This window comes from Streptomyces sp. NPDC051211 (assembly GCF_040689505.1).
Lineage (GTDB): Bacteria > Actinomycetota > Actinomycetes > Streptomycetales > Streptomycetaceae > Streptomyces.
The window spans coordinates 60090-75629 of record NZ_JBFBAV010000031.1 but is presented as its reverse complement, the minus strand read 5'-3'; the positions used below and the strand labels follow the sequence as shown (position 1 = coordinate 75629).

At 74.2% G+C, this 15540-nt stretch carries 17 protein-coding genes; 9 read left to right on the top strand and 8 right to left on the bottom strand.

What is annotated here, in order from left to right; translation table 11 throughout:
- Positions 1-3: 3 nt before the first annotated feature.
- From AB0447_RS26035 to AB0447_RS26020, 4 genes are read right to left on the bottom strand one after another with little or no spacing between them, the layout of a single operon-like run.
- Positions 4-1341, bottom strand: a complete 1338-nt coding sequence (locus AB0447_RS26035) for an AAA domain-containing protein (RefSeq protein WP_366479187.1) — start codon at positions 1339-1341, stop codon at positions 4-6.
- Positions 1338-2909 carry a hypothetical protein gene (locus AB0447_RS26030; protein WP_366479186.1) on the bottom strand — a complete coding sequence of 524 codons (1572 nt, stop codon included), beginning with the start codon at positions 2907-2909 and terminating at the stop codon, positions 1338-1340. The genes AB0447_RS26035 and AB0447_RS26030 overlap by 4 nt, the downstream gene beginning before the upstream one ends.
- Positions 2897-4090 carry a hypothetical protein gene (locus AB0447_RS26025; RefSeq protein WP_366479185.1) on the bottom strand — a complete coding sequence of 398 codons (1194 nt, stop codon included), beginning with the start codon at positions 4088-4090 and terminating at the stop codon, positions 2897-2899. The genes AB0447_RS26030 and AB0447_RS26025 overlap by 13 nt, the downstream gene beginning before the upstream one ends.
- Positions 4029-4850 (bottom strand): phosphatase PAP2 family protein, encoded by an 822-nt coding sequence (locus tag AB0447_RS26020; RefSeq protein WP_366479184.1) that lies wholly within the window; start codon positions 4848-4850, stop codon positions 4029-4031. The genes AB0447_RS26025 and AB0447_RS26020 overlap by 62 nt, the downstream gene beginning before the upstream one ends.
- 99 nt (positions 4851-4949) lie before the next feature.
- Between AB0447_RS26020 and AB0447_RS26015 the strand changes: the two genes are divergently transcribed.
- Complete coding sequence (locus tag AB0447_RS26015; RefSeq protein WP_366479183.1) at positions 4950-5543, top strand: histidine phosphatase family protein; 594 nt, start codon at positions 4950-4952, stop codon at positions 5541-5543.
- A 138-nt stretch (positions 5544-5681) separates the two neighbouring features.
- Here the strand turns inward: AB0447_RS26015 and AB0447_RS26010 are convergent, their stop codons facing one another.
- Positions 5682-6989: a tetratricopeptide repeat protein gene (locus AB0447_RS26010; protein WP_366479182.1), complete on the bottom strand. Its 1308-nt coding sequence runs from the start codon at positions 6987-6989 to the stop codon at positions 5682-5684.
- Positions 6990-7237: 248 nt separating this feature from the next.
- On the opposite strand from AB0447_RS26010, the gene AB0447_RS26005 reads away from it, so the two are divergent.
- Positions 7238-7672 (top strand): hypothetical protein, encoded by a 435-nt coding sequence (locus AB0447_RS26005; RefSeq protein ID WP_366479181.1) that lies wholly within the window; start codon positions 7238-7240, stop codon positions 7670-7672.
- Positions 7673-7729: 57 nt separating this feature from the next.
- The gene (locus AB0447_RS26000) at positions 7730-8596 is read left to right on the top strand and encodes a fused MFS/spermidine synthase (RefSeq protein WP_366479180.1); all 867 of its coding nucleotides are present in this window, start codon (positions 7730-7732) and stop codon (positions 8594-8596) included.
- Between the two features lie 52 nt (positions 8597-8648).
- On the opposite strand, the gene AB0447_RS25995 is transcribed toward AB0447_RS26000, so the two are convergent.
- Positions 8649-9209: a hypothetical protein gene (locus tag AB0447_RS25995; protein WP_366479179.1), complete on the bottom strand. Its 561-nt coding sequence runs from the start codon at positions 9207-9209 to the stop codon at positions 8649-8651.
- A 79-nt stretch (positions 9210-9288) separates the two neighbouring features.
- On the opposite strand from AB0447_RS25995, the gene AB0447_RS25990 reads away from it, so the two are divergent.
- The 6 genes from AB0447_RS25990 (at position 9289) to AB0447_RS25965 (ending at position 13568) form a co-directional block, all read left to right on the top strand.
- Complete coding sequence (locus AB0447_RS25990; protein WP_366479178.1) at positions 9289-9978, top strand: response regulator transcription factor; 690 nt, start codon at positions 9289-9291, stop codon at positions 9976-9978.
- 109 nt (positions 9979-10087) lie between these two features.
- Complete coding sequence (locus tag AB0447_RS25985) at positions 10088-11491, top strand: HAMP domain-containing sensor histidine kinase (RefSeq protein WP_366479176.1); 1404 nt, start codon at positions 10088-10090, stop codon at positions 11489-11491.
- Positions 11492-11549: 58 nt separating this feature from the next.
- Positions 11550-11714, top strand: a complete 165-nt coding sequence (locus tag AB0447_RS25980) for a DUF5993 family protein (RefSeq protein WP_366479175.1) — start codon at positions 11550-11552, stop codon at positions 11712-11714.
- A 3-nt stretch (positions 11715-11717) separates the two neighbouring features.
- Positions 11718-12362 carry a disulfide bond formation protein B gene (locus AB0447_RS25975; protein WP_366479174.1) on the top strand — a complete coding sequence of 215 codons (645 nt, stop codon included), beginning with the start codon at positions 11718-11720 and terminating at the stop codon, positions 12360-12362.
- Positions 12363-12462: 100 nt separating this feature from the next.
- Positions 12463-12768 (top strand): hypothetical protein, encoded by a 306-nt coding sequence (locus AB0447_RS25970; protein WP_366479173.1) that lies wholly within the window; start codon positions 12463-12465, stop codon positions 12766-12768.
- A gap of 86 nt (positions 12769-12854) precedes the next feature.
- Positions 12855-13568: an NAD(P)-binding domain-containing protein gene (locus AB0447_RS25965; RefSeq protein ID WP_366479172.1), complete on the top strand. Its 714-nt coding sequence runs from the start codon at positions 12855-12857 to the stop codon at positions 13566-13568.
- Here AB0447_RS25965 and AB0447_RS25960 read toward each other — a convergent pair.
- Both AB0447_RS25960 and AB0447_RS25955 read right to left on the bottom strand, forming a co-directional pair.
- Positions 13529-14863 carry an MFS transporter gene (locus AB0447_RS25960; protein WP_366479171.1) on the bottom strand — a complete coding sequence of 445 codons (1335 nt, stop codon included), beginning with the start codon at positions 14861-14863 and terminating at the stop codon, positions 13529-13531. The two genes, AB0447_RS25965 and AB0447_RS25960, sit on opposite strands and share 40 nt — an antisense overlap.
- Before the next feature lie 97 nt (positions 14864-14960).
- Positions 14961-15461 carry a MarR family transcriptional regulator gene (locus AB0447_RS25955; protein WP_366479170.1) on the bottom strand — a complete coding sequence of 167 codons (501 nt, stop codon included), beginning with the start codon at positions 15459-15461 and terminating at the stop codon, positions 14961-14963.
- Between the last annotated feature and the right edge of the window lie 79 nt (positions 15462-15540).

Genomic DNA, 15540 nt, shown 5'->3' with positions numbered 1-15540 from the left:
CCCTCAGGGGCGCCAGCCGATCCGGTGCTCGGCGAGCTGCTGGAGCACGGCGTGGTTCGCCTCCCACCCGTCCGGGAACTTCACCGTCACGCCCAGCTGGACCGGTTCCGTCGACGGATGGTCGTCCAGCAGGTCCGCGATGCCCGCCCGGGCCACCACCACGCAGGCGTGGCGGTGCCGGGACGCCAGCACGCACAACCGGCCCGTCTCCAAGTGGAAGGCCGTCGCGTCCGGGCGGCCGGACAACGGGTGCAGGACCACCGTCAGGTCGTACTCGCGGCCCTGGAGGCGGTTCGCGGTGTCCACCGTGACGCCGGAAACGCCCAGTTCGGCCAAGGCCGAGCGGACCGCCGCCGCCTGGTCGCGGTGCGCCGTGCCCACCGCGATCCGGTCCGCGGAGAGGGGCTGCGGGGAGTCGGACCGCTCGTCCGTGGTGACCGCACCCCGGTCCAGGGCCCGCCGGACCACCAGGGCCACCGCCCGGACCGCCTCCGGGTCCGTGCGCGGGGTGTGCCGGGCGGGCAGCTCCAGCAGACCCCACCCCGATTCGGCGGCCTCGTCCAGGACCCGGTCCGGCCCCGAGCCGTCCGCGGCCACCCCGTAGGACAGCCGCCGGTCACCGTGATCCGTACCGCTGCGGAACGGCGTGTACGGGTAGAACGCGCGGGAGACCAGCGGAGCCGCGGAGGCCGGCAGCCGCCACGACACCGGCAGCCGGTGCTGCGGCAGCTCCGGGTTGTGCGCCAGCAGCGTGGACACCGCCGACGCCGAAGGGTCGTACGACAGCCCCGCCCACTGCTCGGCCCCGACCACGCTGAACGGGTCCAGCTGCCCCGGGTCGCCCACGAACAGCGCCCGCTCGAACAGCCCGGCCACCGCCAGCAGGGCGTCCGAGCGCATCTGGTACGCCTCGTCCACGATCGCGTGTTCCCAGGGCTCCACCCCCTGGACGTACGCCCACTTCGCCGCCGTGGAGATGGTCACCGGAAGCTCCGCCAGATCGCCCGGCTTGGCCGAGAGCGTCACCGAGGGAAGCTCCAGCAGCGCCGGATCGTAGGCGTCGCCGTCGCTGCTGTGCAGCCGGCCGACCCGCAGCTCCGGATCCTTCTCCGCCAGCCGCAGCACCAGATCGTCCACCTGCGCATTGGTCTGCGCGACGATCATCAGCCGGCGGCCGGCCCCGGCCAGCTCCCGGGCCGCCCGGACCACCAGGGTCGACTTCCCGGCACCCGGCGGGGAGTCGACGACCACGCCCCGCCGGGGACTGTGCAGGGTGTCGTGCAGGATCGCCTCGGTGGCCCGGGCGGCCGCCGCCGCGGGATCGGACACGGTCGCGCTCACAGGACGTCCTCGTCGGTCACGGCATCGGGCAGCGGGGCGGTCGCGGATCCGGGCGGGCCCCCGTGGGTCCACGGGGTCTGCTCCGGGTCGGGGAGCTTCGGGCCGCCGCGCGCATCGTGCTCGAACAGCGTCCAGCACACCCGGTCGCCCTTCTCCGGCACCGAACCCGGCTCGGGCTCCCGGCCCCGGCCCATCTTGTCCAGGATGCGGAGCACCAGCAGGCCGCCCTCCTCCCAGCGCACGAACTCGGCCGCCTGCGGCCGCCCGTCCAGCGACCGGTACACCTTTCCGCCGCCGCCCTCCGGAAGTTGCGGGCGGTCCTCCGTCGCCACCGCCACCAGCGGGCGCGGGCTCGGCCGCTTCGACTCCGTCCACGCCATCACCACCTCGGTGACCTCGCCGGCGAAGGCCTCGCCCGCCAGCCGCCGGCCCGCCATGACCAGCGGGTCGTCCAAGGCCTCCTGCGCGTCCAGCCGGGCCTGTTCGGTCTCCCGGGCGGCCAGCTTCTGGGCCGCCGTCACCGCGTCGTCGCGGCGCGGCTGCGGGGGTTCGCCGGCCCGCACCCGGTCCCGGTGGCCGGTGAAGGACCAGCGGTCCCGGGTCCAGCGCTCCTCGGTGCGCTCGCCCGGTGGCAGGTCCCGCAGCAGGTCGAGGGCCTGCCACACCGACCACCAGGTGTTCTGCATCTGGTCCACCACCAGCCGCCGGAGGGCCCGTTCGGCGAACCGCGGCCCGTCCGCGTCCCGCGGCTCCCCGTTGGCCCGCGCCGCGTCGAACCGCGCCATGGCCGGAGCCAGCAGCCGGTTGTCGAAGGCCGGGTCGGTGGCCGGCCCGGCCGGCGGCACCAGCAGCTGCCCCTCCGCGTCCCGGGCCAGCTCCGCCCGCAGGGCCGCCTCGGCCCCCGAAAGGCCCTCCGGCGGGTCGATCCAGGCCAGCAGGGCGGCCAGGTGCTGGTCCTCCAGGCTGCTCTGGCCGGTGGCCCAGTGCCGGGACAGCAGGTCCGTCGCCGACAGCAGCATCGAGGAGCCCGGCACCCGGGACCGCTCGGCGAGATGGCTGAACCAGCGGCCCAGCAGCGGGACCTGGGACGGGACCGGATACGGCGCCTCCGGATCCTCCTCCGCGGTCCGCCGGAACCGCATCGACCGGCCCAGCAGCCGTACGTACTCGATGCCCGCCCGGCTCGGCACGATCAGCTGCGGGGCGTCCGCGCACAGCTCCGTCTCGACCTTGACCCGCTTCCCGGACTCCGGGTCGGTCTCGGTCCGCTCGGCCGGCTCCACCACGTCCGCGTAGCCCTCGATGTACGGCATCAGGTACGCGGCCAGATCGCCCAGGAACTCCCAGCGCAGGTCCCGGTCGCGCGGCTGCGGTATCACCAGGATCCGGGGGTGCTGCGGGTCCGTCCCGATCATCGCGCCGAGCGGCGCCCCGGCCTCACCGGCCGTGGTCAGCGGCACGAAGACCATCGGGTCGTCGCCCAGATGCCGGTGCCGGACGGTGGCGAGCGGCTGGGCCCGCCCGGCCCGCACCGCCTCCAGCCGGGCGAGGGTGCTCAGCAGGGGCATTCGGGAGCCTCCGGTCGCTGGTACGGGTGCGCGGCGGCGGTCTCCAGGGCCTCGGCGCGCAGCCGGGCGGCCCGGTGCAGCGCCTCGGCGGTGGGGTCGGCGGCCTCTCCGGCGGCCGGCCCACGGATGCCGTCGGCCGCCGCGAGGGCCGCGCCGACCGTGGCCAGCATGCCGAGCTCGCCCCGCACGGAGCGGCCCAGCACCGTCACGGCGTCGGCCTCCCGGGCCCGCTGACGGCAGTGGAAGGCCAGCTCGCAGGCGGCCAGGCAGTCGGGCGCGTAGGAGGCGGAGACGGCGGCGACCGCCTCGGCCAGTTCCTCGGCAGACCGGGCCGGATCGAAGCTCAGCCCCTCGGGCAGGCCGGCGGCCAGCTCCTCGACCCGGGTGAGCCGGTCCAGCTGGCGCCGGGTGACCGCACGCTGCTTGCGGACGTCGAGGACGGCCGCGGTGGGCAGGTTGGAGAAGTCCTTCGGGCAGACCAGCAGCGCCAGATGGCCGACCGCGGCGCCCTCCAGCCGGGCCGCGGTCTTCTCCAGCGCGAGCACGTAGACCGCCGCCTGGCGGGCGGCGGCCCCGACCTTCGCCGCATCCGCCGACCCGTCGATCATCGGGAAGGACTTGATCTCGACGACCGTCCAGCGCCCGTCGGGGTGCACCACGATCGCGTCCGGCTCGAGGTAGGCGGGGGTCCCGGCCACCTCCAGGACCAGCATCGGATGGTCCAGGAAGGTCCAGGCCCCCTCCGCCCGGGCGGCCGCGGTCGCCTCGCGCAGCGCGAGCGCGGTCCGGCCGGCCCGGCCGTCGGGCCCGGCCGCCGTGAGGTCGGGGACGCGGGCCGTGCCGCCCGGCGGCTCGCTGCCGGCGCCGAGCCGCTCGTACACCAGCCGCAGCAGCTCGGTTCCACCGTCGCCCTTGACCTTGGCCTCGAAGGAGTTCCCGCGGACGATCGCGAACTGCGACTGCCCGAACGCGGCCGGCGTGCCGAGCGCCGAGGCCAGCGCCGTCTTGTCCACCCCGGCGCCGTCCAGCAGGGCGCGTCTGCCACAGCCGGGGTTGGCGGCGAGGGCCGCCAGCGCGCGGGCGTCGAGCGGGCGGGGCGGCACGGCGGGGCCGCGCAGGTCAGCGAGCCGCTGCCGGAGAGTCGTCGTCTGCGGAGGGCCGCTGGGCGGGTAGGAGCTCACCCGCGGAAGTGTCCCATCCGCCACTGACAATGCGGGTCCCGCGGCGGAAAACGAGCCGTCGGGCGAGCAGGAACCCCGCCCCCATCACGGCGGCGCCGGCCACCGCGTCGAAGAAGTAGTGATTGGCCGTCCCCATCACCACCACGGTGGTGAGCAGCGGATACGCGATCCCGAAGGCCTTGACGAGGGGCCGTCGGCCGTACAGGTAGAGCAGCACCCCGCACCACAGCGCCCAGCCGACGTGCAGGCTCGGCATGGCGGCGTACTGGTTGGTGAAGGACCCCATTCCGCGCGGCGCGCTGGCCTCCGCACCCCACCAGCCGTAGGAGCTGAACTGCGCCATGGTGTCGGTGAACCCGTGCCCGGCGTCGAGCAGCCGCGGCGGGCAGGTGGGCAGGAAGGTGAACCCGACCAGTCCGAGCAGGGTGGACGCCACCAGCCAGGTACGGGCGGCCCGGTAGTGCGCGGGGCGCCGCCGGTACATCCAGACCAGCACGACCGGGGTGACCAGGTAGTGCAGGGAGGCGTAGACGAAGTCAGCGGGTACGCCGACCCAGGCTTGGTCGGTGAACAGCCGGTTGAGGGGCCGTTCGAAGTCCATGCCGAGCATGTGTTCGTACCGCAGGATCGCCAGTCCGTGGTCGACGGCGAGCTGCACGTCGCCGCGGGCGAGGAGTCTGCCGCCGGAATACGCCCCGTAGACGAGCCCCAGCAGCAGCAGTTCGGCCCACCAACGGGTGGGCCGGTGCCGTTCAGTCATACGGCGTAAGACGAACGTATGCGCGGTTGGGTTGCCTCTCGTTCATGTGATGGATGATGGTCGTACGACCCAACAGGCACGAACCTGGGAGAAACAGACATGGCGCCCCGTATCCTGCTGGCCCGTCACGGACAGACCGCCTGGTCGCTGTCCGGCAAGCACACGGGCCGCACGGACATCCCGTTGCTGGAAGAGGGGAAGCGCGGTGCCCAACTGCTCGGCGAACGCCTGGCCCGTGAGCCGTGGTCGGGTCTGCCCGGCCTGGAGGTCCGCACCAGTCCCCTGGTCCGCGCCAGCGAGACCTGCGACCTGGCGGGCTTCGGCCTGCAGGCCGAACCGTGGGACGCGCTGATGGAGTGGGACTACGGCGACTACGAGGGCATGACCCCGGCCGAGATCCACGCCGTCCGCCCCGGCTGGCTTCTCTGGCGGGACGGGGCCCGGGGCGGCGAAACGACCGCCGACGTCTCCGCCCGCGCCGACGAAGTGGTCGCCTGGGCCCGGTCGGCGGAACGCGACGTCCTGGTCTTCGCCCACGGCCACATCCTGCGCAGCCTGGCCGCCCGCTGGCTCGGCCTGGACGTCTCCTTCGGCGCCCGCATCCGCCTCGACCCGGCCTCCCTCTCGATCCTGGGCTGGGCGTACGGGGCCCCGGCGCTGGAACGCTGGAACGACACCGGGCACCTGGACTGAGACGACCGGCCGGCCGTCGGCGCGGCCCGGGCGTCAGGCGATCGCGCGGACCGGATGTCGCGCGGACCGGATGCCGCACCGTCCGGGCGTCGCGCCGTCCGGGCGTCGCGCCGTCCGGGCGTCGCGCCGCCCCGGGCGTCAGGCGTTCGCGTGGCGGGTCAGGAAGGCGTGCACGCGGGGGGAGCGCTGGTGGGGCACCAGCGTGTGGGCCGTGGTCGTCAGCATGGACTGGATGCGGGTCGAGCGGACCTCGGTGAGGTGGTCCAGGACCCGCTGGCCGGCCCACGCGGCCTCGTCCGGCGCGCCCGCCCGGGCCAGGTCCTGGGCCAGTTCGGCGGTGTAGAGGGCCACGTTCCGGGCGAAGTGCGGGTCTTGGAGGTCAGCTGCGCGGCGGGCGTGCCGGGCGGCCCGGCCGTACTCGCCCAGGGCCGACCAGCAGCGGGCCTCCAGGGATTCCAGCTCCGCCTCGCCGAAGAAGGACATCCACTCCGGGTCGGCCGCACAGGCGCCGCGGGAGAAGGAGGTGTGGGCCCGGGCCAGCGCATCCTCACAGGCCCGGCGGTCCGCCAGGCCCGCCCAGCCGCCTGCCTCCCGGAGGGCGAGCAGGGACAGCAGGCGCGCCGACCCGAGCGCGCGGGCCGCCCGCAGGCCGGCCTGGGCGGCCCGGACCGCCTCGCGCGGCCGCCCGCAGTCCCGGGCCAGGAAGGCCATGTTGCTGAAGGCGTGCGCCTCGAGGGCCGAGTCCCCCGCGACCCGGGCCGTGGCCAGGGCTTCGTTGTAGTGAGAGCGGGCGTCCTCGAAGCGGCCCGAGTCGTGCGCCAGCCAGCCCACCGAGATGGCCAGTTCCCCCGCGCCCGCGTGCAGCCGGTCCTCGGTGGACTGGCGCGTCGCCCCCGCGTCCAGCAGGGCGTAGGCCGTGCGGAGCGGTTCGGCGGCCCGCCGGTACAGGGTGTCCGCGCCGTGCCGGTCGTCCAGCAGCCGGATCTGCCGTACGGCTTCCTCGACGGCGGCGGCCTCGGACTCGCCGGCCCGGGCGGGCATCCGGCGCTGGTCGCCGAGCAGGCTGAAGCCGATGGTGGCGGCGGCCACCGTGGCCGAGCCGCCGGCCATGAACGCGCGACGCAGCACGTCGCTCTCCTCGGAGGGGGTGGTGGGGGCGGGAAGCCGGTTGCGGTCCCGGCCGCGTACGGCTTCGCGCGGGGAGAAGCCGAGGTCGGTCAGGGTGCGCCCGGGGAACATGTGCAGGAAGACGCGCTCGTAGGCGTAGTTGGGGCAGCGGATCTCGCCCGATTCGACCCGGCCGATGTAGCGCGCGTCGCAGCAAACCGTTTCGCCGATCTCCCGGGCCGCCCGGCGCACCGTGGCCGCGAACTCGGCCGGGGAGTGCGCTCCGCGCAGCCGCCGGAAGGAGGTGTTGGGCGTGAGTGAGGTAGGGGACGCCGTCATCGACGTGGCCTCTCTGGCGAGACGTATCTGCCGGTTGCTGGTGGGGTATCCGGCGCGCATGAACGTACCGCCAGTCGGCTGTCCCGCACGCGCCGTTTGCCTACAAAACGGATATCTCACCCGCGATCCGCCATGAACTGCCATCCTTTGCGGCGTCCTGTTGCCGCCACCGTTGACGTTCCCGTGCGTTGAACCTTGAGGAGTGGTCAAGGAGCACAGGAGGAGGGGTTCCCTTGTTGGAGGCCGGCATGGAGAACAGCGCACTGGGCACCGCACCCGACGCGGGTGCCGCCCCGGATCTCGTCACCGTGCCCGCCCGGCAGGGCCTGGAGGCCGTCGACATCATCCGCCGGGCCGCGGTTTCCGCGGCCGGCGTGGGTCCGGTCCTGCACGACGGCTCCGGAGACACCCTCGGATTCCTGGTGCCGCCCGGCACCGCCGACGCCTGGGACCTGCCGGGCAGTGCGTGTACGCAGACCAACGGCCGCGGGATGCGGTTCGACGAGCCCCCCGTCGGTCCCGGCCCCGGCGTCGGCCCCGGCCCAGGCCCCGGGGTCGGCAGTGCAGGCACCGGCTGGCTGCTGCCTCCGGAGGTGAGCGACCCGGTGACCGACCCGGTGGTGCTGCGGGCCGCCCTCGGCGAGGCGGCCCGGCTGATCGAGGCCGCCGACAACTGCCGCTGACCGGGCAGGTGCCGCCGGCCACCCTGTGACCAGCCCCTGACCAGCCATAATGGGGGCGTGGCGAAAAACAGGCGGCGAAGCGGACGAGAGGCCTCCGAGGCGGTCGGCGGGCAGGTGGACGGCGGTGTCGCCGAGCTGGCCCCGGACCGCGAGAGGACCAACGCCTGGACCCTGCTGATCGACGGGGCCCCGCAGTCCCACGTCGACCTCGACGACCCCACCTACCTCGACTTCTCCTACCAGCGGCGGATCGGGCACCTCATCGACCTGGCCGCCCCGGCCCGGCAGCCGCTCAACGTGGTCCACCTGGGCGGCGGCGCTTTCACCCTGGCCCGGTACACCGCCGCCACCCGCCCCCGCTCCGGCCAGCAGATCGTCGAGATCGACGCGGGCCTGGTCGCCTTCGTACGGGAGCACCTCCCGCTGGACCCGCAGGCCCGGGTCCGGGTCCGGGCGGTCGACGCGCGGGCCGGGCTGGCCAAGGTGCCGGACGGCTGGGCGGACCTGGTGATCGCGGACGTGTTCAGCGGCGCCCGCACCCCGGCGCACCTGACCAGCGCCGAGTTCCTGGACGACGTACGCCGGGCGCTCTCGCCCACCGGTTGGTACGTGGCCAACCTGGCGGACGGGCCGCCGCTCGCCCATCTGCGCGGGCAGATCGCCACCGCCGCGTCCCGGTTCGGGCAGCTGGCGATGGCCGCGGATCCGGTCGTCTGGCGGGGGAAACGATTCGGCAATGCGGTGCTGGTGGCCGCCGACCGGGAACTGCCGCTCGCCGAGTTCACCCGGCGGGTGGCGAGCGACCCGCACCCGGGCCGGGTCGAGCACGGCCGGGCCCTCGCGGACTTCGCCGGCGGGGCGGCCCCGGTCGCGGACGCCTCCGCGGTGGCCTCCCCGGCGCCCCCGCCCTCGGTCTTCCGCTGACGCCGCGCCGTCGACGACTGCCGACTCCAGACCGCCGACCGCAGACCGGTCCTTACGGGTCGACGATCTCCACCATCGGCGGGTGGTCGTTCCAGGTGCAGAACACCGACACCTCACGGTCGTCCTTGGTGAAGGTCACCCGGATCCAGTACGGCTGCTTCCACACCTGCATCTGCCAGCCGCCCGCCGGAGTCGCCGAGACCAGCTCCGCCGAGGACGCGCCGAGGTCGAAGACCACCCGGCCGCCGGACACCGTATAGCCCTTGACCGTGCCGGAACCGCCGTCCGGGCCGGTCGTCCTCCCGTCCGGCTGCCGGGGCGGACGCTGCCCGGGCGAGGCCGTCGGGGACTTCTTCGGCGGCTTCGCGGACGGCGCCGGCGCCGGCGCGGAGAACGGCGCGGCCGACGGGGTGGGGGAGGCGGAGGGCTCCGGCGGGGCCGGCGGCTGCGCCTGCGCGGTCGAGGAGGACAGTGCCCCGGCGGCCAGCGGAATCGCCTTCGGCCGGTCGTAGGCCGTACCGGACATGACCGTGTGCACGCCCCACCACGACAGCGTCACCGCTGCCCCGGTCGCCAGCGTCCAGGCGAGTGCGTGGACAAGTCCTCGTTGCATCAGGGCACATACTGCACCACCCGTCCCAGAGTCGGCCCGCCACCCCGTGGGGTCCCCCGAATGGCGTACGGTGCGGGCCATGGCAAGTGTGCTCGTGGTCGAGGACGACCAGTTCGTACGTTCCGCTCTGATCCGGCACCTGACCGACGCCTCCCACACCGTGCGGAGCGTCGGGACGGCTCTGGAAGCCCTGCGGGAGGTCGCGCACTTCCGCTTCGACGTGGTGATCCTCGACCTGGGACTGCCCGACCTGGACGGTTCCGAGGCGCTGAAGATGCTGCGCGGCATCACCGACGTACCCGTGATCATCGCGACCGCCCGGGACGACGAGGCCGAGATCGTCCGGCTGCTCAACGACGGCGCCGACGACTACCTCACGAAACCTTTCTCCGTGGAGCACCTGTCCGCCCGGATGGCCGCCGTCCTGCGCCGCGCCCGGTCGGCCGCCGGGGCCGAGCCGCCCTCCCGGGTGCTGCGGGTCGGCGGGCTCGCCATCGACCCGCTGCGCCGGCAGGCCGAGCTGGACGGGACCGTGCTGGACCTGACCCGGCGGGAGTTCGACCTGCTGGCCTTCCTGGCCGGGCGGCCGGGCGTGGTGGTGGCCCGCCGGGAGCTGCTCGCCGAGGTGTGGCAGCAGTCGTACGGCGACGACCAGACCATCGACGTCCATCTCTCCTGGCTGCGCCGCAAACTGGGAGAGACCGCCGCGAACCCGCGCTATCTGCACACGCTCAGGGGTGTCGGGGTGAAGCTGGAGCCGCCGCAGTGAGCGGCGGACACGCGGCCGCCGGGCCGCAGACGACAACGATGGCCGCACCGGTGCGCCGCGGGGCCGGCGTTGACATCAGCCGCTGCCGCGGCGGAGCGAGCCACAAGCGGTGAGACTCGCCCTGGTGAAGGTGTGTCTCGCGGTGACGGTCATGGTGGTCGTGGCCTTCGCCGTGCCGCTGGGGCTCGTCGTCCAGGAGATGGCCCGCGACCGGGCCTTCTCCAACGCCGAACGGCAGGCCGCCACCATTGGGCCGACCCTGTCCATCACCACCGACGGGCAGCAGCTGCGCCGGGCCGTGGAGAGCACCGACATGGGGGCGGTCCGCCGGATGGCCGTCCACGTGCCCGCGGTGGACGGCGCCGCCGCCGTCACCATCGGCGAGCCCGGGTGGGCGGGCTTCCAGGCGGTGGAGCGGACCCGGCAGGAGGGCTCGGCCCGCACTGCCAAGGTGGCGGGCGGCGGCTCCGCCCTGCTGCAGCCCACCGCCATCGGCTCCGGGGACATCGCCGTGGTCGAGATCCACGTCCCGGAGAGCGAGGTCAGCAACGGGGTCACCACGGCCTGGCTGGTCCTCGCCGGGGTCGGCATCGCCCTGGTCGTGGGCTCGGTGGCGGTCGCGGACCGGCTCGGCGCCCGCATGATCGGCCCGGCGAAGCGGCTCGCGGACGCGGCCCAGCAGCTCGGCGAGGGCAAGCTGGCCGCCCGGGTCCCGGAGGACGGGCCGAAGGAACTGCACTCGGCGGCGGTGGCGTTCAACTCCATGGCCGACCAGGTGGTCGAGCTGCTCGCCAACGAGCGGGAGCTGGCCGCCGACCTCTCGCACCGGCTGCGCACCCCGCTGACCGTGCTCCGGCTCAACGCGGCCTCCCTCGGCGACGGCCCGGCGGCCGAGCAGACCCGGGCGGCGGTGGAACAGCTGGAGCGCGAGGTGGACACCATCATCCGGACCGCCCGGGAGCAGCGGCCGGCGGCCGGTGCGGCCGGGGGCGCGCCCGGTCCGGGCGCGGGCTGCGACGCCTCCGAGGTGATCCGGGAGCGGATGGCGTTCTGGTCGGCGCTGGCCGAGGACGAGGGCCGGGAGGTGCGGCTCGCCGGGGTCGACCGGCCGGTGCGGATCCCGGTGGCCCGGCCGGAGTTGACGGCCGCGCTGGACGCGATGCTGGGCAACGTCTTCCGGCACACCCCGGAGGGCACCCCGTTCGCGGTGGACGTGCACGATGCGGGTGACGCGGTGATCGTGCTGGTCTCGGACGCGGGTCCGGGCATCGCGGACCCGGACGCGGCGCTGCGCCGGGGCAACGACGGGGGTACCACCGGGTCGACCGGTCTGGGGCTGGACATCGTGCGGCGGGTCGCCGAGTCCACGGGCGGCGACCTGCGGCTGGGGCGTTCGGTGCTGGGGGGTACGGAGGTGCGGGTGTGGATCGGCCTGGACGGCAGGGCCCGCGGCGAGGGCGTGGCCGGCCGGGTCCGGCGCGGGCGGCCGGGCCGGCGTAAACGGCGCAGCTGAACGACGCGGAAGGCGCGCCTGGCGGGGTATATGCCCCGAAATCGGTACCGTCCGGAGCATGGACACCCTCATCTTCGGCGGCCTCCTGGCCGCCCTGATCGCGATGTACCGGCAGGCGCCCCGGCGGATCGTGCTCGCCGCCTGGTGGGTCGTGCTGCTCGCCGTGATCCTGCTGATGTCCCATCACATCACCAGCAGCCTGGCCCTGAACCTGAGCTACTGACCCGTGGCCACCGTCGACATCAGCCTGCCGGAGGCCCCGGCGGAGGGCGGCCTGCTCGGCCGGGTCCAGTACTGGTTCGCCTGCTTCTTCACCATCGGCTGGACCGCGGTCGTGTGCGGCGGCCTGTTCTACCAGTTCGGGTTCTGGGAGTACCCGTGCCCGCTCTGCATCGTCCAGCGCATGTTCATGCTGCTGGCCGCGATCGGCGCAGGGTCCGTCATCAGGAAGGCGCAGACCACCGGGGTGCTCGACGGCCGGGACTACATGATGGGCTGGGGTCTGTCCCTGGTCGCCGTCCTCGCCGGCTCCTTCGCCTCCTGGCGGCAGACCATGCTGCACGTCCTGCCGGGCGACGAGGGCTACGGCAGCGAGGTCTTCGGCCTGCACCTGTACGTCTGGGCGTGGATCCTCTTCCAGGCCTCCGTGGTGGCGATCGGCATCGTGATGGCCTTCGCGCACTCGACGGCGGACCGGGTGGTTCCGCACACCGGGGTGCACCGGGCGGTGGGGACGTTCGCGCTGTGGTTCCTGGGGCTGGTCATCGCGGTGAACGTGGTGGCGGTGTTCTTCGAGGAGGGCTTCCACTGGTTCCTCCCGGACGACCCTTCGCGCTACCAGTTCTTCTACGACGTGGGGATCCTCGGCTGAGAGCCGTCCGGGTGGCCGGCTGCCCGGACGGCGGCGGGGCGGGTTGCCGCCCCCGCCGTCCCACCCGACGGTGGACGGGACGGAAAAGGAGTCACCACCCATGAGAGTCATGATCCGCGCCCACATCGACACGGCCGCCGGCAACGCCTCCCTCAAGAGCGGCAACCTGCCCAAGGTGATGGGCGAACTGATGGACAAACTCAAGCCGGAGGCGGCCTATTTCGGACTTTCCGAAGGGGTGCGGTCCTGCTTCATCGTCTGCGACCTGACCGACAGCTCCTCTCTGCCGCCCCTGCTGGAACCGCTGTTCTTCGAGCTCAACGCCGAGGTCGAGGTCCAGCCGGTGATGGACCGGGCGGACCTGGAGAAGGGCCTCTCGGCCTTGAAGAACATCCCGCACGGCTGAACCGGCCCGTCCACCGGGGGCCCGTGGGCCATGGTGGTGGGGCGGGCCGCACGGCCCACCGCCATTCCACGAAGGGGCGAACCCCGATGCGCTACGCAGTACTCGGCACCGGAATCGTCGGCCGGACGCTGGCCGGCCGGCTTTCCGGCCTCGGCCACGAGGTGGTGGTCGGCACCCGTGATCCCGCCACCACCCTGGCCCGGACCGGAGCGGGCCCCATGGGCACCCCGCCCTACGCCGCCTGGCAGGCCGGCCACCCCGGGATCCGGCTCGCCGCCTTCGCCGAGGCCGCCCGGGACGGCGAGGTGCTGGTCAACGCCACCGCCGGGCAGGTCAGCATCGCCGCACTGACCGGCGCGGACGCCGGGCACCTGGACGGCAAGCTGCTCATCGACGTGGCCAACCCGCTGGACTTCTCCCGCGGGTTCCCGCCCGGGCTGGACCCGGTGGACCGGGACAGCCTCGGCGAGCTGATCCAGCGCACCTTTCCCGGGCTGCGGGTGGTCAAGACGCTGAACACCATGAACTGCGCGGTGATGGTCGATCCCGGCCGGGTGGCCGGGGAGCACCACGTGTTCCTGTCCGGGGACGATGCGGATGCCAAGAAGTCGGTGCGCGAGCTGCTGAACTCCTTCGGCTGGGCGGAGAGCGCCGTCCTCGACCTGGGCGGCATCGAGACGGCCCGCGGTGTGGAGATGGTGCTGCCGCTGTGGCTCCGGCTGATGGGCACCCTAGGGCACACCGATTTCAACTTCCACCTTCAGGGTGCCGAGGGGTCCGGCTCGTGGGGCGGCCACTGACGAGGGTCGTTGACGGCCGCGGGCGCCGCGGGCGTCGCGGGCGCCGTGGCCGGCGCGGGCCGGGTGGGGCCGTCCGGAGCCGGGTGGCCGGCAGCCGGCGGGCGGAAGCGGCCCCGGCCGGCCGCGGCCAGAGCGAGCAGCGCGGACGCGGTGACCGCCGCGCAGGACACCGCGAACGCGGCCCGGTGCCCGTGGGCGGCGGCCAGCGGGCCGGCCACGGCCGCCGCCACCGCCTGCCCGACGATCAGGCCGCTGCCCAGTACGGTCATCGCCTCGCCCAGCCGCTCGGCCGGTGCGACCCGTTCGACCAGCGCGAAGAGGGCGATCAGGTGCGGGGCCACCGCCAGTCCGATCCCGGCCACGGCGAGCGCCGCCCCGGCCGGGCCGGACACGGCGAGCAGCGGCAGGGTGAGCACCGCCTGGGCGAGGACGGTGCGGCGCAGCCGGGTGGTCGGATCGGCGCTGCCCGGCCGGGCCACCGTCAGCAGGCCCGCGATCGAGCTGGTCACGGCCATCGCCGACCACACCAGTCCGGCCGTACCGGGTGAACCGGACTCCTCGGCCAGGGCGTTGACCCCAGTGTTGGCCCCGCTCCAGGCCGCGCCCTGCAGGACGGCCATGGCGAACAGCAGGGCCGGCCCCGGTGACCACAGCCGTACGTCCGGACGTACTCCGCCGGCCGTCGTCGGACCGGGCGCGGTGGGATGTACGGCGAACAGCGTGCCGAAGACCAGGATCAGCGCGGCCGCCAGCAGCAGGGCCGAGGCGGGGTGCACGGTCAGCGCGAGCAGGCCGGCGAGGGCCGGGCCCACCATGAAGCCGATCTCGTCGAGGGTGGTGTCGAAGGAGAGCGCGGCTCCGGTGAGCTCCGGGTTCCCCTTGCCGAGGGCCGCCCAGCGGGTCCGTGACAGGGGCCCGACCTGCGGCACGGTGAGGCCGGCGGCGACGGCGAGCACCATCCGGGCGGCCAGCGGGGCCCCGGTCAGGACGGCCCCGACCAGGGTGAGCAGCACCAGTGCATGGGCGGCGCAGGCGGCCAGCAGGACCGGCCGGTGGCCGCGCCGGTCGGCGAGCCGGCCGATGACCGGGCCGCCGAGGGCCTGGCCGAGCCAGAGCGCCCCGGCGACCGCTCCGGCGTCGCCGATGCCGTCGCGCTCGTTGATCAGCAGGAGCGTTCCGATGGGGGAGAGGGCGGCGGGGAGCCGGGCGAGGAACGCGTAGAGGGGAAGGGCGGGCCCGCCGAGTGCGAACACCCCGCGGAAGCCGGGCCGGTGGGTCGGCCGGGAAACGGACACGGACAGCCTCCATCCGCCCGCCGACCCTCCCGTTTCTCCGGCGCGCGTGGTTGCCCGTACCGCGGGACGGTAGCGGCGGAACCGGCCGTTCGGAAGGTCAGGCCTCGTTGAGGCGCCGGGCCTGGGCCCGGCCCACCTCTGCCGCGCGGTGCAGGTAGTCGGCGATGACGGCGAGTTCGGCGTCGGAGTAGCCCTCCAGGACGGCGCCGAAGGCGCGTCCCGGGGTCTCCCAGGCTTCGCCGATCCGGGCCCTGGCCTCGGGGGCGAGGGCGACCAGGGAGCGGCGGCGGTCCTGCGGGTCGGTGCGCCGTTCCACGATCCCGGCCTTGGCCAGGCGGTCGACGAGCCGGGTGGCGGAGCCCGAGGTCAGGCCGGTGAGGCGGGCGATGTCGCCGGTGCTGACCGGGCCGGGCTCCATGTCGAGCAGGGCGATGCACTGCATGTCGGTGGGGTGCAGGCCGACGTGGTCCGCCATCGCCTGGTTGAAGAGGGAGTAGTCGGCGTAGTGCCGCTGGCTCTCGGTGACGATCCGCGCCAGCAGCTCGGCGCGGCTCCACCCGCTCGAACGCTCACTCGAAAGAGGGATATCCGTTGACATCGGCTTCTCCGTGTTCCAAATTTATCTGTGTGGCGCAGAGAATGCGTCGCGCAGAATCTGTGCCACGCTTCTATCTTAT